This is a genomic window from Nocardia sp. NPDC051990 (assembly GCF_040680755.1).
Classification (GTDB): domain Bacteria; phylum Actinomycetota; class Actinomycetes; order Mycobacteriales; family Mycobacteriaceae; genus Nocardia.
Map to the genome: position 1 here is coordinate 41,991 of NZ_JBFAXH010000020.1, position 23,839 is coordinate 65,829.

20 protein-coding genes and 1 pseudogene are annotated in these 23,839 nt (G+C 66.3%); 14 read left to right on the forward strand and 7 right to left on the reverse strand.

What is annotated here, in order from left to right; translation table 11 throughout:
- Positions 1–93: 93 nt before the first annotated feature.
- A complete protein-coding gene (locus AB0L63_RS27655; protein WP_364506353.1) occupies positions 94–708 on the forward strand; it encodes a class I SAM-dependent methyltransferase in 615 nt (204 codons plus the stop codon).
- 31 nt (positions 709–739) lie between these two features.
- On the opposite strand, the gene dnaE is transcribed toward AB0L63_RS27655, so the two are convergent.
- Positions 740–4,291 (reverse strand): DNA polymerase III subunit alpha, encoded by a 3,552-nt coding sequence (dnaE, locus tag AB0L63_RS27660; protein ID WP_364506356.1) that lies wholly within the window; start codon positions 4,289–4,291, stop codon positions 740–742.
- A 46-nt stretch (positions 4,292–4,337) separates the two neighbouring features.
- Positions 4,338–4,664, reverse strand: a complete 327-nt coding sequence (locus AB0L63_RS27665) for a hypothetical protein (RefSeq protein ID WP_364506359.1) — start codon at positions 4,662–4,664, stop codon at positions 4,338–4,340.
- 345 nt (positions 4,665–5,009) lie between these two features.
- Between AB0L63_RS27665 and AB0L63_RS27670 the strand changes: the two genes are divergently transcribed.
- From AB0L63_RS27670 to AB0L63_RS27705, 8 genes are all read left to right on the forward strand, one after another.
- Positions 5,010–6,209, forward strand: coding sequence for a histidine kinase (locus AB0L63_RS27670; RefSeq protein WP_364506505.1), 1,200 nt, complete (start codon positions 5,010–5,012; stop codon positions 6,207–6,209).
- A 105-nt stretch (positions 6,210–6,314) separates the two neighbouring features.
- Positions 6,315–7,112: a LytTR family DNA-binding domain-containing protein gene (locus tag AB0L63_RS27675; protein ID WP_364506362.1), complete on the forward strand. Its 798-nt coding sequence runs from the start codon at positions 6,315–6,317 to the stop codon at positions 7,110–7,112.
- Complete coding sequence (locus tag AB0L63_RS27680) at positions 7,109–7,477, forward strand: hypothetical protein (protein WP_364506365.1); 369 nt, start codon at positions 7,109–7,111, stop codon at positions 7,475–7,477. The genes AB0L63_RS27675 and AB0L63_RS27680 overlap by 4 nt, the downstream gene beginning before the upstream one ends.
- Positions 7,478–7,510: 33 nt before the next feature.
- The gene (locus tag AB0L63_RS27685; protein WP_364506367.1) at positions 7,511–9,268 is read left to right on the forward strand and encodes a cation acetate symporter; all 1,758 of its coding nucleotides are present in this window, start codon (positions 7,511–7,513) and stop codon (positions 9,266–9,268) included.
- Between the two features lie 139 nt (positions 9,269–9,407).
- Positions 9,408–9,770 (forward strand): DUF485 domain-containing protein, encoded by a 363-nt coding sequence (locus AB0L63_RS27690; protein ID WP_364506370.1) that lies wholly within the window; start codon positions 9,408–9,410, stop codon positions 9,768–9,770.
- Positions 9,767–11,404, forward strand: coding sequence for a cation acetate symporter (locus AB0L63_RS27695; RefSeq protein ID WP_364506373.1), 1,638 nt, complete (start codon positions 9,767–9,769; stop codon positions 11,402–11,404). Before AB0L63_RS27690 ends, AB0L63_RS27695 begins: the two co-directional genes overlap by 4 nt.
- A 53-nt stretch (positions 11,405–11,457) precedes the next feature.
- Positions 11,458–13,386, forward strand: coding sequence for an acetate--CoA ligase (gene acs / locus AB0L63_RS27700; protein ID WP_364506376.1), 1,929 nt, complete (start codon positions 11,458–11,460; stop codon positions 13,384–13,386).
- A gap of 119 nt (positions 13,387–13,505) precedes the next feature.
- Positions 13,506–14,450: a PHB depolymerase family esterase gene (locus tag AB0L63_RS27705; protein WP_364506379.1), complete on the forward strand. Its 945-nt coding sequence runs from the start codon at positions 13,506–13,508 to the stop codon at positions 14,448–14,450.
- Here the strand turns inward: AB0L63_RS27705 and AB0L63_RS27710 are convergent.
- Together AB0L63_RS27710 and AB0L63_RS27715 are read right to left on the reverse strand one after the other, a co-directional pair.
- Positions 14,447–15,076: an NAD(P)H-dependent oxidoreductase gene (locus AB0L63_RS27710; protein ID WP_364506382.1), complete on the reverse strand. Its 630-nt coding sequence runs from the start codon at positions 15,074–15,076 to the stop codon at positions 14,447–14,449. The two genes, AB0L63_RS27705 and AB0L63_RS27710, sit on opposite strands and share 4 nt — an antisense overlap.
- Positions 15,073–15,978 (reverse strand): alpha/beta hydrolase, encoded by a 906-nt coding sequence (locus tag AB0L63_RS27715; protein WP_364506385.1) that lies wholly within the window; start codon positions 15,976–15,978, stop codon positions 15,073–15,075. Before AB0L63_RS27715 ends, AB0L63_RS27710 begins: the two co-directional genes overlap by 4 nt.
- A gap of 108 nt (positions 15,979–16,086) precedes the next feature.
- On the opposite strand from AB0L63_RS27715, the gene AB0L63_RS27720 reads away from it, so the two are divergent.
- The gene (locus AB0L63_RS27720) at positions 16,087–19,365 is read left to right on the forward strand and encodes a BTAD domain-containing putative transcriptional regulator (protein WP_364506388.1); all 3,279 of its coding nucleotides are present in this window, start codon (positions 16,087–16,089) and stop codon (positions 19,363–19,365) included.
- 205 nt (positions 19,366–19,570) lie between these two features.
- Here the strand turns inward: AB0L63_RS27720 and AB0L63_RS27725 are convergent, their stop codons facing one another.
- Entirely contained in the window at positions 19,571–19,693 is a 123-nt protein-coding gene (locus tag AB0L63_RS27725; protein ID WP_364506391.1) for a hypothetical protein, read from the reverse strand.
- On the opposite strand from AB0L63_RS27725, the pseudogene AB0L63_RS27730 reads away from it, so the two are divergent.
- Positions 19,686–19,799, forward strand: a pseudogene (locus AB0L63_RS27730) (Rieske 2Fe-2S domain-containing protein); the annotation flags it as partial. The gene AB0L63_RS27725 and the pseudogene AB0L63_RS27730 sit on opposite strands and share 8 nt — an antisense overlap.
- Before the next feature lie 169 nt (positions 19,800–19,968).
- Here AB0L63_RS27730 and AB0L63_RS27735 read toward each other — a convergent pair.
- Positions 19,969–20,436 (reverse strand): VOC family protein, encoded by a 468-nt coding sequence (locus tag AB0L63_RS27735; RefSeq protein ID WP_364506394.1) that lies wholly within the window; start codon positions 20,434–20,436, stop codon positions 19,969–19,971.
- A gap of 91 nt (positions 20,437–20,527) precedes the next feature.
- On the reverse strand, positions 20,528–21,469 hold the full coding sequence (locus AB0L63_RS27740; RefSeq protein WP_364506396.1) for a hypothetical protein: 942 nt from the start codon (positions 21,467–21,469) through the stop codon (positions 20,528–20,530).
- Positions 21,470–21,570: 101 nt separating this feature from the next.
- Between AB0L63_RS27740 and lspA the strand changes: the two genes are divergently transcribed.
- From lspA to AB0L63_RS27755, 3 genes are read left to right on the forward strand one after another with little or no spacing between them, the layout of a single operon-like run.
- Entirely contained in the window at positions 21,571–22,263 is a 693-nt protein-coding gene (lspA, locus tag AB0L63_RS27745; RefSeq protein WP_364506399.1) for a signal peptidase II, read from the forward strand.
- Positions 22,260–23,186, forward strand: coding sequence for an RluA family pseudouridine synthase (locus AB0L63_RS27750; protein WP_364506402.1), 927 nt, complete (start codon positions 22,260–22,262; stop codon positions 23,184–23,186). The genes lspA and AB0L63_RS27750 overlap by 4 nt, the downstream gene beginning before the upstream one ends.
- Positions 23,179–23,838 carry a hypothetical protein gene (locus AB0L63_RS27755; protein ID WP_364506404.1) on the forward strand — a complete coding sequence of 220 codons (660 nt, stop codon included), beginning with the start codon at positions 23,179–23,181 and terminating at the stop codon, positions 23,836–23,838. Before AB0L63_RS27750 ends, AB0L63_RS27755 begins: the two co-directional genes overlap by 8 nt.
- Position 23,839: the final 1 nt, after the last annotated feature.

Here is a 23,839-nt window from a genome sequence, read left to right on the forward strand (position 1 = left end):
GCACGTCACCGATCGTGCGGCCCGCCGACAGCGGACGCGCCCGTTCGACCGGGACCATTGCCCGCGGTGCACGGACCCTGACAGAGTGAGTACGTGGGTATCTACAACGCTCAGATCGTGCCTCGGCTAGTAAATCTGGTCTGCGGGGCCAAGATCAACAATTCGCAGCGCGAGCGCGCCTGTGCCGGGCTACACGGGCGAGTGGTGGAGATCGGCTTCGGATCGGGACTCAATATCCCCTTCTATCCGGCCACCGTCGAGTCGGTCAGCGCTGTGGAACCCGCCGACCTCGGCTGGCGGCTAGCGGATAAGCGGCTCGGCGAGGCCACCGTGCCGATCGAACGGGCCGGACTCGACGGCCAATCGCTGCCCTTCGCCGATGACAGCTTCGACTCCGCACTCTCGACTTGGACGATGTGCACCATTCCGGATATCGCGGCCGCGCTGGCCGAGCTGCGCAGGGTGCTCGTCCCCGGCGGGACCCTGCATTTCGTCGAACACGGGCTCGCACCGGATCCGGGCGTCCAGGCATGGCAGCACCGTTTGAATCCGATCGAGAAGGCGATCGCGGGCGGCTGCAATCTTGATCGCGATATTCGCGGAGCCGTCGAGAGCGCCGGATTCGAGATCCACGAGCTCGACGCGTTCTACGCGGACGGACCCAAGTTCCTCGCCGCACTCTCGCTCGGCGTCGCGGTCTCGCCGTAGCACCGCCGACGCGTCCCGCCCGTGCGTAGCGTCAGCCCGCGAGGCAGCCGGGACCGAGCAGGGCCTTGAGATCGCCCATCAGCGCCGAGGATGGTGAAACTCGCAGGCTGTCATCCAATTTCCACAGTGAGGTGTTTTCGCGTGCACCCACATGGCGGACGTGGACGTCCGCGGTACCCGGATGTCTGGACAGGATGCGCTTGAGTTCGCCGATCTTGTCCGGCGTGCACAGGCGGGTCGGCATGACGACCGCCAGCGGCTTGGCCACACCGATCGAGGAGAGGTCGGGGACGGCGAGATCGTTGGCGATCAAGGAGATCCGGTCGTCACGCACCGACACCCTGGCCTTCACCAGGACGACCGCATCCTCCACCACATCCGCGCCGTATACCGAATAGGCCTGCGGGAAGAACAGCACCTCGATGCCACCAGTCAGATCCTCGATCTGCGCCGAGGCCCAGGCCAGGCCGTTCTTATTGATGCGGCGGTTGACCGAGGCGAGGATGCCGCCGATGGTCACCTGAGCGCCATCCTTGATATCGCCCTCGAGAATGGCCGGAATCGCCGTATCCGCCTGTGCCGCAAGCACATGCTCGACACCGTTGAGCGGATGTCCGGACACGTACAGGCCGAGCATTTCCCGCTCGAGCGCGAGCTTGTGCTTGGTCTCCCACTCGTCCTCGGGCACCTTCACATTGAAGACCGAGGCCACCGACTCGTCGCCGTCGTCCAGCCCGCCGAACAGGTCGAACTGGCCGATCGCCTCGGCCTTCTTGGTGGACATCACCGCATCGATGGCATCGGAGTGCACCAGCAGCAGACCCTTGCGCGGATGCCCGAGCGAATCGAATCCGCCCGCCTTGATCAGGGATTCGGTGACCTTCTTGGTGCAGGCGATGGCGTCGATCTTGTTCAGATAGTCGGAGAAATCGGTGAACTTCGACTTCTCCTTGCGCGCCTGAATGATCGAGGCGACCACGTTGGCACCGACATTGCGCACCGCGCCGAGGCCGAAGCGGATGTCCTTGCCGACCGAGGCGAAGTTCTGCTCGGATTCATTGACATCCGGCGGCAGCACGGTGATGCCGAGGCGGCGGCAATCCGACAGGTAGACCGCGGCCTTGTCCTTGTCGTCGCCGACGGAGGTGAGCAGGGCCGCCATATATTCGGCGGGATAGTTCGCCTTGAGATATGCGGTCCAGTAGGAGATCAGGCCGTAGGCGGCGGCGTGCGATTTGTTGAACGCGTAACCGGCGAAGGGCAGGATGGTGTCCCACAGCGCCTTGATCGCGGGCTTGGAGAAGCCGCTCGCTTGCATACCCGCCTCGAAGCCCTCGAACTCCGCGGCCAGCACCTCGGCCTTCTTCTTACCCATCGCGCGGCGCAGAATATCGGCTCGACCGAGCGAGTAGCCGGCCACCTTCTGCGCGACGTGCATGATCTGCTCTTGGTAGACGATCAGGCCGTAGGTCTCGCCCAGGATGTCCTCGAGCGGTTCGGCCAGCTCCGGATGGATCGGCTTGACTTCCTGCCGGTCGTTCTTGCGGTCCGCGTAGTCGTTGTGCGCGTTCATGCCCATCGGGCCGGGGCGATACAGCGCGCCGACGGCGACGATGTCCTCGAAGGCGGTCGGCTGCATGCGGCGCAGCAGATCGCGCATGGGCCCACCATCGAGCTGGAAAACGCCGAGAGTGTCACCGCGCGAAAGCAATTCGTAGGTGCGCGGATCGTCCAGCGGCAACCGGTCCATATCCAGATCGACACCGCGGTTGGCCTGGATATTCTCCAGCGCGTCGCCGATCACGGTCAGGTTGCGCAGGCCGAGGAAGTCCATCTTCAGCAGGCCGATGGCCTCACAGGACGGATAGTCCCAGCCGGTGATGAGCGCACCGTCCTGCGGCCGCTTCCAGACCGGGATCGCGTCGGTGAGCGGATCACAAGACATGATGACCGCGCAGGCGTGCACACCCGCATTGCGGATCAGGCCCTCGAGGCCGCGCGCGGTTTCGTAGATCTTCGCGACATCCGGATTGCTCGCGATGAGTTCGCGAACCTCGGCAGCCTCCTTGTACCGCTCGTGCTCCGGATCGGTGATACCGGACACCGAGATGTCCTTGGCCATGATCGGCGGCGGCAGCGCCTTGGTGATCTGATCGGCGATGGCGAATCCGGGCTGGCCGAAGAGCACTCGGGCCGAGTCCTTGATGGCGGCCTTGGTCTTGATCGTGCCGAAGGTGATGACCTGGGCGACGCGGTCGGCGCCCCACTTCTCACTCGCGTAGCGGACCATCTCACCGCGGCGGCGATCGTCGAAGTCGATATCGATATCGGGCATCGACACGCGCTCGGGATTGAGGAAGCGCTCGAAGAGCAGGCCGTGCGGAATCGGGTCGATATTCGTGATGCCGAGCGCGTAGGCGACCAGCGAACCGGCGGCGGAACCACGGCCCGGACCGACGCGGATACCGACCTCGCGGGCGTGGTTGATCAGGTCACCGACGACGAGGAAGTAGGCCGGGAAGCCCATCTCCAGGATGACGCCGATCTCGTACTGGGCCCGGTCCAGATAGTCCTGGGGCGCGCCGTCCGGGAAACGGCGCCGCAGCCCGAGGTCGACCTCGCGACGCAGCCAGCTGGCCTGGTCATATCCCTCCGGCACCGGGAAGATCGGCATCCGGTCGCGGTGCTGCCACACCTCGTCGTAGGACTGCACCCGCTCGGCGATCAACAGGGTGGAATCGCACGCGCCGGGCACTTCCATATCCCAGATCGCCCGCATCTCCTCCGCGGACTTCAGATAGTACCCGTCGCCGTCGAACTTGAAACGCGTTGGGTCACTGAGTGTTTTACCGGTCTGGATGCACAGCAGCGCCTCGTGATTGGTCGAGGCGTCCTTGGTGACGTAGTGGCAGTCGTTGGTGGCCAGCGGTCGGATCCCGAGCTTTTTGCCGATCTCGAGCAGCCCCTCGCGGACCCGGCGCTCGATGGACAGGCCGTGGTCCATGATCTCGAGGAAGAAATTGTCCGGTCCGAAGATCTCCTGCCATTTGGCCGCGGCCTCCAGGGCCTCGCGGTCGTGGCCGAGGCGCAGACGGGTCTGCACCTCGCCCGACGGGCAGCCGGTGGTGGCGATGATGCCCTCGGCGTGCTCGGCGATGATCTCCTCGTCCATGCGCGCCCACTTGCCGAGCTGACCTTCCAACGAGGCGAGCGAGGACAGCTTGAACAGGTTGTGCAGGCCGGTCGCGTTCTCCGCGACCATGGTCATATGCGTGTAGGCGCCGGAGCCGGAGACGTCGTCGCCCTTCTGGCTGGGATCACCCCACTGCACGCGCTTGGTGTCGAACCGGGAACCCGGTGCGATGTAGGCCTCGATGCCGATGATCGGCTTGATATCGGCCTTCTTGGCGGAATTGTAGAACTCCGAGGCCCCGTACATATTGCCGTGGTCGGTCATCCCGACGGCGTTCATTCCCAGCCGTTTTGCCTCGGCGAAGAGCGGAGAGATTTTGGCCGCACCATCGAGCATGGAGTACTCGGTGTGATTGTGCAGGTGAACGAACGATCCGGACGAGGCGGCCAAGACGGTCCTTCCTCCCAAGGTCTCGACGGGGGTTGGTGAAGCGATTCTAGGGGTCCCCACCGACGAGTACGGCCTGGCCCACCGAGTGCACGCAGGTGCCCGGCGTGTCGGTGGTGAAGATCACCGATGCGTCTCGCGACCCACGTGTGCGGCTGTCCGATTTCCGCGACAGTGGGGTGTTCCGCGGATCGCTCGACACTACGCGTCCTAGATCAAGTGCGCTTGCCCAGACGAACTTCGGACCGGACCAAGCATTGTCGAACGCGCCCACCTTCACATCGACGACGCCGATGGCAAGCAGCAGCTCGCGCAGATCGTTCTCGGCGATATCGCTGACGTGCCCGCCCGCCTTGCGCGGCCAGGCGATCCACATCCGTCACGCCCGGTGTCAGTCCGGCGGCCAGTGCCTGAGCCTCGTCGGCCAAGTCGGCGAGTTCGCGATAGAAAGCGAGGACGACGTCCGCGGATTCGGTGCGTCGGCGGCGATCGCGACATCCGGTGGCCGATCCGAACTCCGCCAGCGCGCGGGCACATGCCACAGCACCCCGGTGGCCGGATGTGATTCCGATCTTCTTCGCCAGCGGCGTCCCCGAGTAGCCCGCGGTCATGGACACGTCGGTATCCGGCACCGATCGGCGCTGTTGGGCGCGGATTCGGTGGGACGCCGCGATAATCAGGCCATGAGGTGGCCGCCATGGAGACGATCGGTGAGGGTGCGATGACGACCGTCGGTTTCGCGGCGGTGGCTGGGGCGGTGCTGATCGTCGGCGCGCTGCTGGTGTGGTCGCGGACACGGCGAGTAGTGACCACACCGGCCGAGCGAGCGGTGTTCAGCGCGCTGCATACAGCGTCACTGGCCGCGCGGCCGTTGCGGCAGGGGTTGAACGATCGGTCTGCCCAGGAGGCCGCACCGCATCTGCGGACACTCACCGGAGCCGATGCGTTGGGCGTCGCGGATCCCGATGGCACGCTGCTGGCGTGGGATGGGCCGCATTCGGATCTAGCCGAACCCTTCGCCGATGCGGCCAGACGGGCGGTGGCGACCGAGCGGCCGGTGCTGGTATCAGGGCCCGGTCGCACCGAACACGCCGGGCGCACGCTGATCGCGCAGCCGCTGCTCATCGAAAATGCCGGGGTAGCAGGGGCTCTGGGGGTGGTGACCACCGGCAAGCCGGAACCGGGGCGGCTGGGGGCGGTCGCGGAGGTGGCGCGATATGCCTGCGGACAGCTGGAATTGGCGGAATTGGACGCCTCGCGGGCCCGGCTCGACCGAGCCGAGGTGCGCGCGTTGCGGGCGCAGATCAGCCCGCATTTCATCTACAACGCGCTCAATACCGTTGCGTCCTTTGTGCGTACCGATCCCGATCGGGCGCGCGAGTTGATCCTGGAGTTCGCGGACTTCACCAGGTACTCCTTCCGTGCCGCGGGCGAATTCACGGTGCTCTCCGACGAACTACGCAATATCGAGCGGTATCTGGCGCTGGAGCGCGCCCGCTTCGGTGACGCATTGCAGGTACGTTTGCGGATCGCGCCGGAGGTCCTCGGCGTTGTGCTTCCGTTCCTGGCACTACAGCCCTTGGTGGAGAATGCGGTTCGGCACGGTTTGGCCGGGGCGACGCGCGGCGGCACGGTGACGATTGTCGCTGCCGACGCGGGTACCGATTGCGTGATCAGCGTCGAGGACGACGGCATCGGGATGGATCCGGATCTGCTGCGCTCCGGCGCCCTCGATGCCATCGAAACCGGGACCGGCCCGGCGGGTTCCGGAGAATCCGCCCATGTGGGGCTGGCCAATGTCGATGACCGGCTGCGGGCGGCCTTCGGCAACGACTACGGCCTGATCGTGGAGACCGGCCCCGGTGCGGGCACCAAGGTCAGCCTGCGCGTGCCGAAATTCCGCGCGGGCATCCAGGCCTGAGCTCGCACGGCACACGCCTGCGCACGGGTGCGGTCAGCCCCCGATTCGTCCCGATGTAGGTATCCGGGCCGAGCGTGAAGCGGCTCCGTTTACGATGAAACGACTGTGACCCGGACCACCGACCAGTCCGCCGCCGCACTACGCGTGCTCGCGGTGGACGACGAGAAGCCCGCTCTGGACGAGCTGGTGTATTTGCTGCGCGCGCAGCCGGGGGTCGGTGATATCCACGGCGCGAACGATGCGACCAGCGCATTGCGGCTGATGCGGGCGCATCCGATCGACGCGGTATTCCTCGATATCAATATGCCGGGGCTGAACGGCATGGAATTGGCCGGCATCCTGTCCGAGTTCGCGAACCCGCCCGCGGTGGTGTTCGTGACGGCCCACGATGATCAGGCGATCGCGGCCTTCGATCTGGGGGCGGTGGACTATCTCCTCAAACCGCTGCGGGAGGCGCGGCTGGCGGAGGCGGTGCGGCGGATCGCCACGGCACGCGCGACACCGGCCCCGGCCGTCGCGGCACCGCGCACCGATCCCAGTGAGGTGATTCCGGTAGAGCTGGGTGGGGTCACCACGCTGGTGCACCGATCGAGTGTGAGCTGGGTGGAGGCAGAAGGCGACTACGCCAGGTTGCACACCAGCAGCGGATCGCATCTGGTGCGGATTCCACTGTCGGCGCTGGAATCCCGGTGGGAGAATGCGGGATTCCTGCGGGTGCACCGGTCCTATCTGGTGGCGCTGCGGTCAGTGACCGGACTGCGCACGGTCGGCACCGGAACGGTGGTACGGCTGCATTCCGACGGCAATGCCGCGGCGGTGGAACTGCCGGTCAGTCGTCGGCAGGTGCGCGAACTCAAGCAGCGGCTGGTGCACGGGCCACGACAGCAGTGGACGAATCCGTGACCACGCCGCAGCAGCGTCCGACCAGACAGCGCGTTGTGCTCGCCGAACGCCGTGGCGCGCGGCGCGTGCGGACCCGTACCGAAGTGGTCGAGCAGACCGAGATCGGCGAGGCGCTGATCGGCGGCCTGATTCGGGCACAGTTGGGGTTGGCGGTGCGGGCCGGGTTGGTCATGGTGCTCGTATTGTGTTCGCTCCCAGTGCTTTTCCGCCTCGGGTCGGTGGGATCGTTCGTGCTGCTCGGGCTGCGGCTGCCGTGGTTGCTGCTCGGCGTTGCCGTATATCCGGTGCTGTACGGCGTCGGGCGGCTGTACGTCCGACTCGCCGAACGCAATGAGCAGGACTTCCTGGAATTGGCCGAGGACTGACCCGATGTGCAGCGCCGCGCCGGATAACGTGCCGTGAACACCGCGTCGACACCAGCGCTCACGGTTTTCGCATTGCTGTTCGCCGCCCTCGCCACGGTCGCGATCGGCGTCTACGGTGTTCGGTTGGCGCGCACCACCTCCGATTTCCTGGTCGCCTCACGCAGCGTCGGGCCGCGCTGGAATGCGGCGGCCATCTCCGGCGAATACCTGTCGGCCGCTTCATTTCTCGGTGTCGCGGGACTGATCGCGAAATACGGCGCGGACGCACTGTGGTATCCGGTCGGGTTCACCGCCGGATATCTCGGGCTGCTGCTGTTCGTGGCCGCGCCGCTGCGCCGGTCGGGCGCGTATACGGTGCCCGATTTCGCGGAGTTCCGGCTCGGCTCGCTGCGGCTACGCCGCCTGGCGGCGGTGGTGGTGGTGCTGGTCTGCGGGGTGTATCTGATTCCGCAGTTCCAGGGCGCGGGGCTGACACTGCACATCCTGCTGAATGTGCCGAAATGGGTGGGCGCGGTGGCGGTGGGCGCGATCATCATCGCGAATGTGGCCGGTGGCGGCATGCGGTCCATCACGCTGGTGCAGGCCTTCCAGTATTGGCTGAAGCTGACCGCGGTGGCGATTCCGGCGCTGGTGCTGCTCGGCCATTTCCTGGCCGAGGATCGCGAACTCGGCACCCCCGCTCCCCCGGTGGTCACCGAGCGCACCACGGTGGACGTCAGCACCAGCGTGGTGGTGCGGGTAGGTGCGCCGCAACAGGTTTCGATCACCGGGACGCTCGACGATCGCGCGGTGGACGGTCCGGTCCTGCTCACCACCGGCACACACGAACTGGCGGCGGGCACCGAACTGACCCTGGCGGCGGGCTCGGCTGTGCCGGTGGTGGCCGGAGCACCGGCGAACGGTGCGGCCTGGCTGGCACCCGGTGGCGGATTCGGCGGCAGCCATCCAACCTATCAGGTGTATTCGCTGATCATCGCCACTTTCCTGGGCACGATGGGACTTCCGCACGTGCTGGTGCGGTTCTATACGAATCCCGATGGCCGCGCGGCACGCACGACCGCACTCGCGGTCATCGGCCTGGTCGGAGTGTTCTACCTCTTTCCCGTCCTGCTGGGGGTTTTCGCGCGGCTGTACGTGCCGCAACTGTTGATCACCGGCACCTCCGACGCTGCCGTGGTGCTGCTGCCCGGGTCGGTGCTGGCGGGCCTGCCGGGACAACTGCTGGCGGCACTGGTCGCGGCGGGTGCGATCGCGGCATTCCTTTCCACCTCGTCCGGACTGTTGGTCAGTATCGCGGGTGTGCTCAGTACGGATATGCTGCGCGGACGAATTCGCGACTTCCGCGCCGCGGCAGTATTCGCCGGTGCTGTGCCCCTTGGCATTTCGGTCATGGTGGTGTCGCTGGATCTGTCTCGCACTGTCGCCCTGGCCTTTTCGGTGGCCGCCTCGACGCTGTGCCCGCTGCTCGTACTCGGCATCTGGTGGCGCGGCCTGACGGCCAAAGGGGCGACCACCGGTCTGATCGCGGGCGGTCTGGCGGCGGGCGGTGCGACCGTGGTTTCGGTGACCGGCGGCATCTCCGACGAGCTGGGGGGCGGCTGGCTCGCGGCCGTCCTCGGCTATCCGGCGGCGCTCAGCGTACCGCTGGCATTCGCGGCGATGATCCTGGTCAGCATGCTGACGCGAGGTCAGAGCGCCCGCACGGTCGGGCACATATTCGTCCGGATGCACGCGCCGGAGCGGCTCGGCATGGGTGCGGACCGGGAGCGCGCCATCGGGCTGCGCCGCTGACCGTTCGTCGCGGCCAGCCGACCGTTCACCGCATAAACCGGCGCCTTCACAGAGTGATCCACGCCACATCATAAATCCTTCACGGGCCACCCCTTATGGTCGGCAGGTAGTAAGCCACGTCACACGCTAGGACCCTGCGATGACCAGTATCGACCTCGACAAAGATGGCACGCCGCCGCGGCGCACGCCGACGGCGGAGGAGTTCGCCGCCGTCCAGTCGAGTCCCCAGTTCCAGGAATTGCGAAGTCGGTTGCGCCGCTTCATCTTTCCAATGACCGCACTATTCCTGGTCTGGTACCTGAGCTATGTGCTGCTCGGCGCTTACGCGCACGACTTCATGGCCACCCAGGTCATCGGCGATATCAACCTCGGCCTGCTGCTCGGCCTCGGGCAATTCGTCTCGACGTTCGTGATCACCTGGCTGTATGTCCGGTTCGCCACTAAGGAACTGGATCCGCGCGCCGCGTCGATCCGCAACTATCTCGAGGGAGACCGGGCGTGAGCATTCAGTATCTGTCCGCTGCCGAGGCGGTCGGCAATCCCGCCGCGAATATCGCCATTTTCGGTCTGTTCGTGGCGATCACCATGATCGTGGTGATCCGGGCCAGCCGCAATAACCGCACCGCCGCCGACTACTTCACCGGCGGCCGCGGGTTCTCCGGCCCGCAGAACGGCATCGCCATCGCCGGCGATTACCTTTCCGCCGCAAGCTTTCTCGGCATCGCCGGCGCCATCGCCGTGTACGGCTACGACGGGTTTCTGTACTCGATCGGCTTCCTGGTGGCCTGGCTGGTCGCACTGCTGCTGGTCGCCGAAATGCTCAGGAACACCGGCAAATTCACCATGGCCGACGTATTGAGCTTCCGGTTGCAGGAAGGTCCGGTACGTACCGCTGCCGCACTGACCACGCTCGCGGTGTCACTGTTCTATCTGCTGGCCCAGATGGCGGGCGCGGGTGGTCTGGTCGCGCTGCTGCTCGATATCTCCGATAAGACCGGACAGAGCATCGTCATCGCCGTCGTCGGCGTACTGATGATCGTCTACGTGCTGGTCGGCGGCATGAAAGGCACCACGTGGGTGCAGATCATCAAGGCGGTGTTGCTCATTGCCGGCGCGGCGCTGATGACGGTGATGGTATTAGCCAAGTTCGGCTTCAATTTCTCCGACATCCTCGGCTCGGCACAGGACGCGGTACACGGCTCGAAGACCAAGGGCGTGGCCGCCCGTGACGTGCTCGCCCCCGGTGCCCAGTACGGCGGCAGCGCGACCTCCAAGCTGAACTTCGTCTCGCTCGGCCTGGCGCTGGTGCTCGGCACCGCGGGTCTGCCGCATGTGCTGATGCGCTTCTACACCGTGCCGACCGCGAAAGAGGCGCGGCGCTCGGTGGTTTGGGCAATCGGCCTGATCGGCGCGTTCTATCTGTTCACCCTGGTGCTCGGTTACGGTGCGGCCGCCATTGTCGGACCGGATCGCATTCTCGCTTCGGCGGGCGGCCAGAATTCGGCGGCGCCACTGCTGGCCTTCGAACTCGGCGGCGTCATCCTGCTCGGCATTATTTCCGCGGTCGCCTTCGCCACTATCCTCGCGGTTGTCGCGGGGCTGACCATCACCGCCTCTGCGTCGTTTGCGCACGATATCTACGCGAGCGTGCTCAAGAAGGGGCAGGTCGACGAGAACAAGCAGGTCAAGGTGTCCCGGATCACCGCGGTGGTGATCGGTGCGCTGGCCATCGGCCTCGGCATCCTGGCCAACGGCCAGAACATCGCGTTCCTGGTGGCGCTGGCCTTCGCGGTCGCGGCGGCGGCGAATCTGCCGACCATCGTGTTCTCGCTGTTCTGGAAGCGGTTCAATACCACCGGCGCCCTGTTCAGCATGTACGGCGGCCTGATCTCGACCATCGTGCTCATCGTGTTCTCCCCCGCGGTATCCGGGACGAAGACCTCGATGATTCCGGGTTCGAGTTTCGATTGGTTCCCGCTGTCGAACCCCGGAATCGTCTCCATCCCATTGGCTTTCGCGCTCGGTGTGATCGGCACCTTCCTCGGCGGCGGTAAACCGGAGGATCCGGCGAAGCAGTCCGAGATGGAGGTTCGTTCGCTCACCGGTGTCGGCGCGGAAAAGGCGGTCGTGCACTGAGCGCATCCGAGCAGAGCCTGCCGCCCTTGTTATTTCGAGAGGAAGAATAGACGTTGACCAGCGCAACCACCGACCCGACCACCTACCCACCGGATACGGCATTCGCCGCGAACGCCAATGCCGATGCGGCACTGTATGAGCGCGCCGCCGCCGATCGGCTGGAGTTCTGGGCCGAACAGGCTCGGCGGTTGCACTGGCATCAACCGTGGACGCGGGTCCTCGACTGGAGCGGCGCGCCGGTCGCGAAATGGTTTGTCGACGGCAAACTCAATGTCGCCTACAACTGTGTGGACCGGCATGTACTCGATGGTTTCGGCGAGCAGGTGGCCATCCATTGGGAGGGTGAGCCGGGGGACTCCCGCGATATCACCTATGGCGAGTTGCTCGCCGAAGTATCCAGGGCGGCGAACTATTTCACCGAGCTCGGGCTGCAGACCGGCGATCGAGTCGCCATCTATATGCCGATGGTGCCGGAGGCGATCGTCGCCATGCTGGCCTGTGCCCGGCTCGGGCTCACCCATTCGGTGGTATTCGCCGGATTCTCGCCGACCGCCCTGCGCCAACGGGTCGATGATGCCGGTGCTCGATTGGTGATCACTACCGACGGCCAGTGGCGTCGCGGTACCGCCGCGCCGTTGAAGGCCGCGGTCGACGAGGCGCTGGCCGATGGTGAGCACACCGTCGAGCACGTGCTCACGGTGCGGCGCACCGATATCGAGGTGCCGTGGACCGAGGGCCGCGATCTGTGGTGGCACGACACCGTCGCCAACGCGTCCCCCGATCACGAGGCGCAGGCCTTCGATGCCGAGCATCCGCTGTTCATCCTCTACACCTCGGGCACGACCGGAAAACCCAAGGGCATCCTGCACACCACCGGCGGCTATCTGACCCAGGCCGCCTACACCCACCACAACGTCTTCGATCACCGAGCGGGACAGGACGTCTACTGGTGCACCGCCGACATCGGCTGGGTTACCGGACACAGCTATATCGTCTACGGACCGCTCGCCAACCGCGCGACCCAGGTCGTCTACGAGGGCACCCCCAACTCTCCCGATGAGCACCGGCATTTCGACATCATCGAAAAGTACGGCGTCACCATCTATTACACCGCCCCCACCTTGGTGCGGACCTTCATGAAGTGGGGTCGTGAGATTCCGGACGCGCACGACCTCACCTCGCTGCGGCTGCTCGGCAGCGTCGGCGAACCGATCAATCCCGAGGCCTGGCGCTGGTACCGAGAGGTGTTGGGCGGCAATCGGACTCCCATTGTGGACACCTGGTGGCAGACCGAGACCGGCGCCATCATGATCTCCCCGCTGCCCGGTGTCACCGCCGCGAAGCCGGGCGCCGCGATGACACCGCTGCCCGGCATCTCCGCGAAGATCGTCGATGACTACGGCGTCGAACTCGACCACGGCCGGTCCGGGTTGCTGGTACTGGATCAGCCGTGGCCATCGATGCTGCGCGGGATCTGGGGCGATATGGATCGGTTCCGCGAGACCTACTGGGACCGATTCGCCGACCGCGGTTGGTATTTCGCCGGTGACGGCGCCAAGCTCGACGACAATGGCGACCTCTGGGTGCTCGGCCGGGTCGACGATGTCATGAACGTCTCCGGGCACCGGATCTCCACCGCCGAGGTGGAATCCGCGCTGGTCGGGCACGTCTCGGTCGCGGAGGCCGCGGTGGTCGGTGCGAACGACGCCACCACCGGCCAGGCCATCGTCGCCTTCGTCATCCTCACCGCAGGTGCGCACAACAGCGGCGATGCGCTGATCGGTGAGCTCAAAGCCGCTGTCTCCCAGGAGATCAGCCCCATCGCCCGACCGAGGGAGATCCATATCGTCCCGGAACTGCCGAAAACCCGCAGCGGCAAGATCATGCGCCGCCTGCTCCGCGATGTCGCAGAGGGTCGCGAACTCGGCGATACGTCGACCCTCGTCGATCCGAAGGTCTTCGAGGCCATCGCCCGCGGATAGGCGACGCCCCCGGGCGGACCCGGACCACACTGATGAGGGGGACCGGGTCCGTCCCGCCGCGTCGCGGACTCGACGCCGAGATCCGCCGCGAACCTGGCGCACCCGGCTACAATCCCGACGTGCGAATAGCCGCGATCCGTCTCGGCGCTGTCTTCGGCGCCTTCCTGATCGCCACCGCTGCCGTGCTGCTCGGTACACCGCGCGCGCAAGCCCAGATAGACAAACGCTGCTATACCAACACCGCGGGCACCCGCTGCTACTACCTGCACATACCGCCGGGTGGCAGTGCGGGTAGGCCGCTGATGGTGTACCTGCACGGTTGTGACGACCCGCTCACCGACACCCAGCCGACCGGATTCTCGCTCACCCGCGTCGCCGACGAAATGGGTTTCGTCCTCGCCTATCCGATCCAGGACCAAGCGGCCAATGAGCACGTCTGCTGGAACTGGGACGAGGCCGAGAGCCGCGAACGCAACCAAGGCGAGCCGTCCATCATCGCGGGCATCACCACCACGCTCATCGACGCATTCGCACTCGATCGCTCGCGCGTCTATCTCGGCGGATACTCCGCGGGTGGGGCGATGACCACCAATCTCGGCGCCGCCTACCCGGACCTCTACGCGGCAATCGCCCCGATGGCCGTTGCGCCCTATCGAGCCCAACTCGGCGGCCAACTGATCATCGACACTATGGGTGCACGCGCCCGCCCGATGCCGACGTACTTCCTGCAGACCCTCTTCGACCAGATCAGCAACTACGCGATCGGCCGCAGCAATCTGGCGCTGTGGCGCGAGGCCGGCAACCTCGCAGATCCGGATTCGGTGCCGACCCTGCCGACGGGTCTGCAGGTTCAGCTCGCCGGACCGGGTGTCCCGATCCCGCTCACCGCCGAGCACTACGACAGTCCGCGCGGATGTGAAATGGCGCAATTCACGACGCCGCTGCTCGCCGAGCATTCGATCGGGGCGCGCATCGTTCAGGACGACGGGGGCATCGAGGTCCAGCGCAACCTGATGCGTTTTCTGCTCGCCCACCGGATGACCGCACCGCACCAGGCCTGTTAGGCGACGAAGTCGTCCCGCGCGCGGGCTGCCCGCAAAGCCGTTGCCCACCAGGTGATTTGGTCCAACGCAGCGCACACCGCAGCTTCGAGTTCGGGGTCGCGACGGGGCCAACTACCGTCGGCGCCGAAGCGCTGCCAGGCCCGCGCGACCGCAACCGTACGGCGGATCGGGACGGCATTGAGTTCTGCGAATATCTGCCGCAGTTGAGCGGTGGCGCGGCTGCCGTCGGAGTCGCGGCCGTAGCTGACGACGGTGACCGGTTTGGCCGCCCATTCCGCATCGAACCAGTCGATCGCGTTCTTCAGCGCGGCCGGGAAGCTGCCGTTGTACTCGGGCGTGATGACGATGAAGGCGTCGGCGGCGGCCAGGCGCTGCCCGATTTCGCGCACCGGTGCGGGAGTCGGATCGTCATGATCGGCCAGCTCATCGGGCAGCCCGGCGCTGGCGAGGTCGATGGTGTCCAGGTCGAGATCACGGCGACGCTGGACTCGGCCCGCCAGCCAGTCGGCGACGGTCGGGCCGAAGCGGCCGGACCGCGTGCTGCCGATGATCATCGCGATGCGCAGGCGCTGCCGCGCTACCTCGGACTGCGCACAAGGTAGCGCCTCGATCGAGTGCTCGGTCACTGTGCGGCCTTGATCGGCGCGTCGAGGAATGCCGGAATGATCGACAGCAGCAGGTCGGGGCGGTGGACCAGGGTGATATGCGAGGTGCCGGGCAGGATGGCCAGTTGTGCGTTCGGCAAACCCGCCGGGGTGTCACCCATCGCGCCGCCGCCGAAGACGCGGAACATTTCGACGGCATGCTCGGGCCGGATGATGTCGGCGTCACCGACCATCGTCAAGGTCGGTGCGGTGATCCGGCGGACGGCCTCGACCGGGAAGGTCGGGGTCGCGTTCTTGTCCTGTTCGCCGACCTTGGCGACCAAGCGCGGGAAGTCTTCGGGGCGAGGCGCATTCGCGATGTAGTCGTTGTGGAACGGTGTGCCGTACAGCATTTCGGGCTGAATTTCGGCGATGTCTGCCATCAGACCGGGTTTCATGCCGTTCACATCGAGGCTGGCCGCGGCGATGATCTGCTTGCGCACCAGGTCCGGATGGGTGAGCGCGATCTGCAGTGCGACGCCGCCGCCCATGCTGTAGCCGAAGATATCAGCCTGCCGCACACCGATGCTGTGCAGCAGGGCGACAGTGTCTTCGGCCATCTGTTCGTAGCGCAGTGGGCGGTCGATATCGGCGGTGTGGCCGTGCGCCTGCTGTTCGATCGCGATGACACGGCGGGTCTTGGACAATTCCGGAATCAGCTGGCCGAAATCGGTCCCGATGCCGGAGAGGGCGCCGTGCAGCAGGACGAGCGGGGGCTGATCGGTTGCGGGGCCGTGCACCTCGTAGTACATGTGCAGGCCGTTGACGTCGGCATAGGCGCCCGGGGCCGGGGCCGGGGCGTTCGCGCTATCGGATCCGCAGCCGGTGAGCAATGCGGCGACAGTGGCTGCGATGGTGGTGGTGATCGCGGTAGTGAGTTTCATATGGGGCTCCTTGGTCGGTGTTGCTGCGTTGTCACCAACTCTGGGCGCATGGGCTTCCGGTTTGTTTACGGTCCGATTCCGGTCACCGGCCCCCGCTAAGCTGCGCACATGCGTTTTGGTGTGCTCGGTCCGTTGACGGTGTGGACCGATACCGGCACCGTGGTGCCGATTCCCGGCGCGAAGGTGCGTGCACTGCTGGCGGATCTGCTGGTCGCGGGTGGTGGGCCGGTGTCGGCGGACCGGCTCGTCGACGACATCTGGGCCGAGGATCCGCCGGGCAATCCGGCGGGCACGCTGGCCGCGAAGGCGTCACAGTTGCGCAGGGCGCTCGCGGATGCCGAACCCGGCGGGCGCGATCTGGTGGTGTCACCGCCGCCCGGGTACCGGCTGGCCAGTGCCGAGGTGGACGCACTGCGGTTCCGCTCGCTGATCGCCACGGCGCGTGCCGCCACCGATACGGCCGCCCGCGTGGCGGCGCTCACCGAGGCGCTGGGGTTGTGGCGTGGACCAGCGTTCGCCGATTTCCGTGACGCCGAATTCGCCAAACCCGTTATCGCACAGCTCGAGGAGCAGCGTCTGGTCGCGGTCGAGGAGTTGGCCGAGGCGCGGCTTTCACTGGGGGAATATCGAGAGGTCGCGGGCGATCTCACGGTCTTCGTGCACGAACATCCACTGCGCGAACGACTTCGGGCCGCGCTATTGCGTGCACTGTACGGCGCCGGACGTCAGGCCGAGGCACTGGCGAGCTACGAGGATCTGCGCCGCCATCTCGATGATGAACTCGGTCTGGATCCGAGTCCGGAGCTCGTTGCGCTGCAGCGCTCGATCCTCGGCCAAGAGCTGGAGATCGCCGCGCCGCGACCAGAGCAGGTGGTCCGGCGGCGCAACTCCAATATTCCGGCCCAGCGCACCGCATTGATCGGACGCGACGAGGATGTGGCGCAGCTGCGCGATGCGGTATCCCAGACCAGGCTGGTGACGCTGACCGGACCGGGCGGCGTCGGTAAAACCCGCCTGGCGCTCACGACCGCCGCGGCACTGAAAGGGCGCTTCCCACATGGCACTTGGCTGATCGAACTCGCGCCATTGCAGCCGACCTCGACCGACGCCACCTCCTGGCTGGCCGAGGCGGTATCGCAGGTGCTCGGTATTCGCGCCACCGATGGCGCCGATCCGACGGACCTGCTGTGCGAGGTATTGGCCGATCAGGAACTGCTACTTGTCCTGGACAATTGCGAACACGTCGTCGACCACGCGGCCGACCTCGCCGAACTGCTACTCGGCGCGGCACCGAAGCTGCACATCCTGGCGACCAGCCGCGAACAGTTGCGGCTGCCCGGCGAAGATATCGTCGCGGTCGAGCCATTGACCGTGCCCGCCGCCGACGTCGAATTCTCCGAACTCGAAAAATTCAGTGCCGTCCAGCTTTTCGTCACCCGCGCCCGCGCGAGCGACCGCGATTTCACCCTCGACGCCGACACCGCCGAATCGGTTGCCACCCTGTGCCGTCGACTCGACGGCATCCCACTGGCCATGGAGCTGGCGGCAACCCGAGTCCGCGCACTCGGCGTACACGAAATGGTGGCCCGGCTCGACGATCGCTTCCGCCTGCTGGCCACCGGTCATCGCGGTGCCCCGCCGCGACAACAGACGCTCACCGCCATGATCGACTGGAGCTGGGGGCTGCTCGACGACACCGAACGCACGGTGCTGCGCCGATTGGCGGTGCATGCGGGCGGATGCACCCTCGATGCCGCCGAAACCGTTTGTGCCGCAAATCCAACGGCCGCCTCGCATGGCCGTAACGCCACCGCAGCGGTCACCACTGGTGGCATAATTCCGGCCACGATCGCCGATGTGGTCGCACGGTTGGTGGACCGCTCACTGGTGCACGCGTCCGGACGGCGGTACCGGCTACTGGAATCGGTGGCGGCCTTCAGTGTGGACCGACTAGTGGAGGTGGGCGAACTCGAGGCGGTGTGCCGCGCTCACCACCTGTACTATCTGCACCTCGCCGAGCAGGCCGAACCCGAACTCTACGGCGCGGACCAGCGGCGCTGGCTACGCCGACTCGACAGCGAGAGCGCGAATCTGCGCACCGCACTGGATGGATTCCTGCGCGTGGCGGATGTGGAACATGCCCTGCGCATGGTCAACGCTCTCGCGTGGTACTGGCTCCTGCGCGGCCGATTCGGCGAAGCGCGACGCTGGCTCGCCGCCGCACTGGCGTTGACCGGTTCCGGCCAGCGCAGTTCAGCGGAATTGCGTGCGCGGGCGCTGGCGTGGGAACTCGGGTTCGCGTTTCAGCAGGGCGAGTTCGCCGATGGGGCGGCGCGGCGGGCCGAGGTGCTCGCTGCCTTCGATAGCGTCGACAATCCGGCGGGGCGGGCGCGAGCGGCACTGTTCCTCGCGTTCTCCGCCTTGGAATCCGGTGACCTCCCCGAACTGGAGGGGGTCATCCAACAGGCGCTCCTGGGCGGCGAGCAACTCGGCGATCGCTGGGCCGTCGCCACCGCGCATGTGGCGCTGGCCAAGGCGGCGCATAGTCGAGTCGACTTGTCCGCGCTGGGAGAGCACGCGCGCGCCGCCGGGCGGATATTCGCCGAAATCGATGACCGCTGGGGTCGGCTGCAGGCGGCCGAATGGCTCGGTGGTCTGGCCGAATTGACCGGCGACCTGATCGGTGCGATGGAAATCCACAGCGACGCACTCGGTTTGGCCCGGGAGTTGGAATTGTGGGGACAGGTCTGTACCCATCTGTGTTGGCTCGGCTGGATCTGTATGCAGCAGACCGAATTCGACCGCGCCACCGTACTCGCCGATCAAGCGCAGCGCGTCGCCGCCGAGCACGGCTACGCCCCCGGCCGCCTGTTCGCAGCCGTCATCGCCGCCTTTACCGCCCGACGCGACGGCCAATCCGAGGCCGCCGAACGCATCCTGCGCGAACTGCTGGAGCTCACCCCATCCGACGGCGACGAAACACCTCTGTTCCTGCCCATGCTCCAGGTCGAACTCGGCTACGTCCTCGAACCTCGCGACCCGGCCGCCGCCCTCGCCCTGCATCTGGCCGCCCTCGACGGTGCCCAACGTATCGCCGCACCGCGCGACACCACCTTCGCCATTGCGGCCTTGGCCGCCGTGGCCGCCGAGCTCGGCGAATATGAAACCGCCGCAACCCTTTTGGGAACGGCCGAGGCCGTCCGCATAGCCAACGGCATCCCACTCCTGCCCGCCGAACGCCCCGACATAGATCGCCCCACCACCAAAGTCCGCACCATACTGGGTGATTCGGCCTTCATCACCGCCCACACGGCAGGCACCGAGTTGACTCCGGCACAAGCCAGAGACCTGGTCGCCGCCATCACCACACCCCGGCCCGACCGCTGACACAGCACGGTCGCCGTACCGCCCGGCAGGACGAATTTCTCCTGCTGACAGCCCTGCCGCACTAACCCGGCGGGAAGAACCGACACGTCTCGTGACACGCCGCTGGACGGCTGCCGCGAACGCTCCGATCGAACCGTTCGACGGATCTGCCATGTAGACAATGCGAACAGCGGCGCCCGGCGGCCGCACTGACCGCGTGCACCACCTACAGCGAGGACAACGCCACCGCGGCCGAACCATCCAAAGCCGCCGGACAGCCGAATACCATCGCCTCGACCTCGGAGGTGCCGGTCGGCGGTGGTGTGATCAAGGGCGATGTGGTGGTCACCCAGCCGAGTGTCGGCTCATTCGTCGGCCTGTCCTCCACCTGCACACATGCGGGTTGCAAGGTCGCGTCGGTTTCCGGCGACATCATCAACTGTGCCTGCCACGGCAGCAAATTCGGCCTCGACGGTTCGGTCGTGAACGGCCCGGCCACCCAGCCGCTCCCGCAGCAGCCCGTGCACGTCGAGGGTGACTCCATCGTCGCGGGTCAGCCCACCCGAAACCGCGAACAACCAACCGCGCGGCAGTGCGACCACGCGGCTCATATCCCACGAACGCTCAGGCCCCGCCGAACAATTCGGCCATTCGCCGGTCCATCTCATCCGGCGGCACATCCTCGACGTGTGTGGCGACGGTCCACCGGTGGCCCCACGGATCCTCGAACGCACCGCTGCGATCACCGTAGAACTGGGTGGTCATGGGGGTCAGCTCCTTGGCACCCGCGGCGAGGGCGGCGCTGAAGGCGGCGTCGGCATCCTCGACATAGACGTAAAGATTGACCGGCGTGCCGCCGACCGTCTTCGGGTCGAGGAAATCCATATCGGGGGCCGGATCGCCGACCATGATGAGCGAATTGCCGAAAGTGAGTTCGCAGTGTGCGATCTTGCCGGCCGGTCCCGGCGTGCGCATCCGCTCCGATGCGCCGAAAATATTCTTGTAGAAGTCGATGGCGGCGGCAGCCCCATCGATTGCCAATCCGGGCGAGACGACCGGATAACCCTCGGGGATCGGTTTCACATCGGACATGGATACCTCCGATCGAGGCGTTTGTCGGACAGGTGCGAGCCTATTCCTCACCCGAGTGTGACATGTCTGATCGGCACAAACCGCTACGGACTCATTCGTTCCAGGTCACCTGTGTATTGATCGTCTGCTGCAGCATGCTCGCGCTACGTGGGTCGCGGTAGGCCTGATGTCCGCCGACGGTGATGGAACCCGCGACCGGCAGCGGCAGGCCCAGATCGACGGTGATCGTGCCAGAGCCCTGCATGACGTAATCCTTGATGTCGAGGGTGCCCGCATCATTGGGCAACGACCAGACCGGCGACTTCGGCTTCTGGGTCACGTCGAGTTCGATGGTCAGCCGGTCGCCCTCACGCTTGGTCAGCGTCGCGGTGGTCACCTGATCCAGTGCGACACCGCCGTCGACCTCCTGCCGCACCGTCCACACCGCACCCTCACCGACCGGTTGGTCCGGGAAGGTGATCGAACGGTAGACCGCCTGGTAGAAGGCCTGTTCCAAGGCCGCGCGGGCGGTATTGGAAGTATCCGGTGCCGGGGCGAGGCGCAGCGCGGTGATCGCACCGAGTTCGCTCATATCGAATCCGGCGCGCGAACCGTCGGCGGCGGTGAGCGCCTTGGCCAGCGCCGGATCCGGTGTGGAGATGGTGCCGAGAGTCAGCTCGACACCGTCGCCGGCGGTCTGCGCCGTCATCGGAATCGTCAAAGCGGGCGTGGAGAAGTCACTCGGCAGCTGATCATTGATCTGCTGCTCGATGTGGTGCTCGGTACGCAGCGTCACCTGTTGCATCGTGCCCGGCAGATAGTCGGGACGCAGCAGCGATCGCGGCTCCTCCCCCGCGGAGATGACCGTGGCGACCGCGGCCGAAATCGGCACGGTCACTTCCTTGCCGATGCCGACCGGCTCGGTGCCGTCGGACTCGACGCGCGACTCGGCACCGTCACTACAGCCGATACCGAACGCGGACAATCCGACCGCCAGCACCATCAGCAGCACACCCGAGCGCGCGATTCGGGGTGCGTGGGGGGAAGACAACACCGTCACGAACATCAGAGTACGACCGCTTCCTGAGTGTCAGCTGGGACATGCAGGTGACCGCGTGCGTAGCGCATATCGTTGCTCGAGAGATGATGGTCGGCGTGAGTGACGACCGGCCGCCCGAGGACAACCCCGCCGAGAACGCGGTACCACCCGGCGACGACGCAGAAAATCGAATCCGAACCACCGATCCGGGAAAGTCGGCGACACCGCTGCGGCTACGCGCGCTGCTGATCATCATCGCCGTGGTATTGCTCGGCCTGGACCTGCTCACCAAGACCATCGTCGTGGCCGAGCTGACCCCGGGCGTTCCGGTGCCGATCATCGGCGATTTCGCGCGGTTGTCGCTGGTACGCAACCCGGGCGCGGCGTTCTCCATGGCCACCGGCATGACCTGGCTGCTGACCCTGGTCGCCTCGGCGGTGGTGATCGGGGTGATCCGCATCGGCCGCACGCTGCGCTCGCTGTGGTGGACGATCGGGCTCGGCATGGTGCTCGGCGGCGCACTCGGCAATCTGGTCGACCGATTCTTCCGTGCGCCCGGACCGCTACAGGGACATGTGGTGGATTTCATCGCCATCGGCTGGTGGCCGGTATTCAATCTGGCCGACTCCTCGATCGTCTGCGGCGCGATCCTGCTGGTGGTGCTGACGGTCTTCGGCTTCGAACCCGATGGCACGCGCACCGGACACGGCCACGCCGAAGAAACCGACACCGAAACCGCCGCGGAGCCCGACGGGCCCTCGGACAACGGTGCGAACGGTGCGGCGAGCAGCAAGGGGAATGAGGCATGAGGGAAACGCGGACCATGCCGGTACCCGACGGACTCGACGGCATGCGCGTCGACGCCGGGCTGGCCCGACTGCTCGGCCTGTCCCGCACGGCTGTCGCCGCGCTGGCCGAGGAGGGTTCGGTGCAGCTCGACGGCGCCGCCGCGGGGAAATCGGATCGGCTCGTGGCGGGGGCCTGGCTCGAGGTCGAGTTCCCGGAACCGAAGCGCGAACTCACCATCGAGCCGGAGCCGGTGGAGGGCATGAAGATCCTCTACGCCGACGATGACATCGTGGCGGTCGACAAGCCGGTCGGCGTCGCGGCGCATACCGGCGTCGGTTGGACCGGGCCGACGGTGGTCGGCGGCCTGGCCGCGGCGGGCTATCGCATCTCGACCTCGGGTGCGCACGAGCGGCAGGGCATTGTGCACCGGCTCGATGTCGGTACCTCCGGAGTCATGGTCGTCGCACAGTCCGAACACGCGTACACGATGCTCAAGCGGGCCTTCAAGCAGCGCACCATCGATAAGCGCTATCACGCGCTGGTACAGGGACATCCGGATCCGAGCAGCGGCACCATCGATGCGCCGATCGGCCGGGCGCGCGGCGATGCCTGGAAGTTCGCGGTCACCGCGGACGGACGCCCGAGCATTACCCACTACGACACCGTCGAGGCGTTCCAGGCCGCCAGCCTGCTCGATATTCATCTGGAAACCGGGCGCACTCACCAGATCCGGGTGCATTTCTCCGCGATCCGACACCCCTGCTGCGGGGACCTCACCTATGGTGCGGATCCGCGGCTGGCCGAGCGGCTGGGGCTGGAACGGCAGTGGCTGCATGCGCGCTCGCTGGGGTTCAACCATCCGGCCGACGGCCGGTATCTGGAGATCACCAGCGAGTATCCAGACGATCTGAAGCACGCGCTCGACGTGTTGCGCAATGCCTGAAGCATTGCGCCGCATTGCCTTTGCCGTCGGGGCCGTCGGTTTCATGGTGCTGATCGTGGTGCTCGGGGTGCTCAATCCCCCACGACCGTCCAGTATCTCGACCGACCGGCTCGGGCCGGAACCGGGTGAGCCGGTCGCGGATTATCTTACGCGGGCACAGGATTCGCTGTCCGGTTCGAACAACGACGAGCACTGGGCGCTGGTCTCGTTCACCGAACCCCTTACCCCGGACCAGATTCCGGCACACAGTGGCGGCCTGCGCATTGCCGCGGCAAGCCACCATGTGTCGATCCCGCGGGTGCACACCCCGATCGTCACGGTTCAACTGCCCGCGGGAAACGCGGTAGCCGTGGCGTCCGCCGATAATGCCGCCTGGCAACTGCTGGCGCAGCCCGCGGCCGACGATCGCACCAACCGCATCAATACGGTATCGGCGGCTCGGCTGCGCGCCGGTTGCGCATGCACCGTCGGCCTCGTGGTCCGCGGCTTGCTACCGCAACTGCGAAATCTCACCGCCCAGAACGGAATCCGCACCGTACAGGCCCTGCCAGCCGACGCGGTCGCCACCAGTTTCGCCATCGTTCCATTACTGCCGGAGTACCAGGACCTCGCGCTGCCGGGTACCGATGACGGTCCCGTCCCGGATCCGTAAT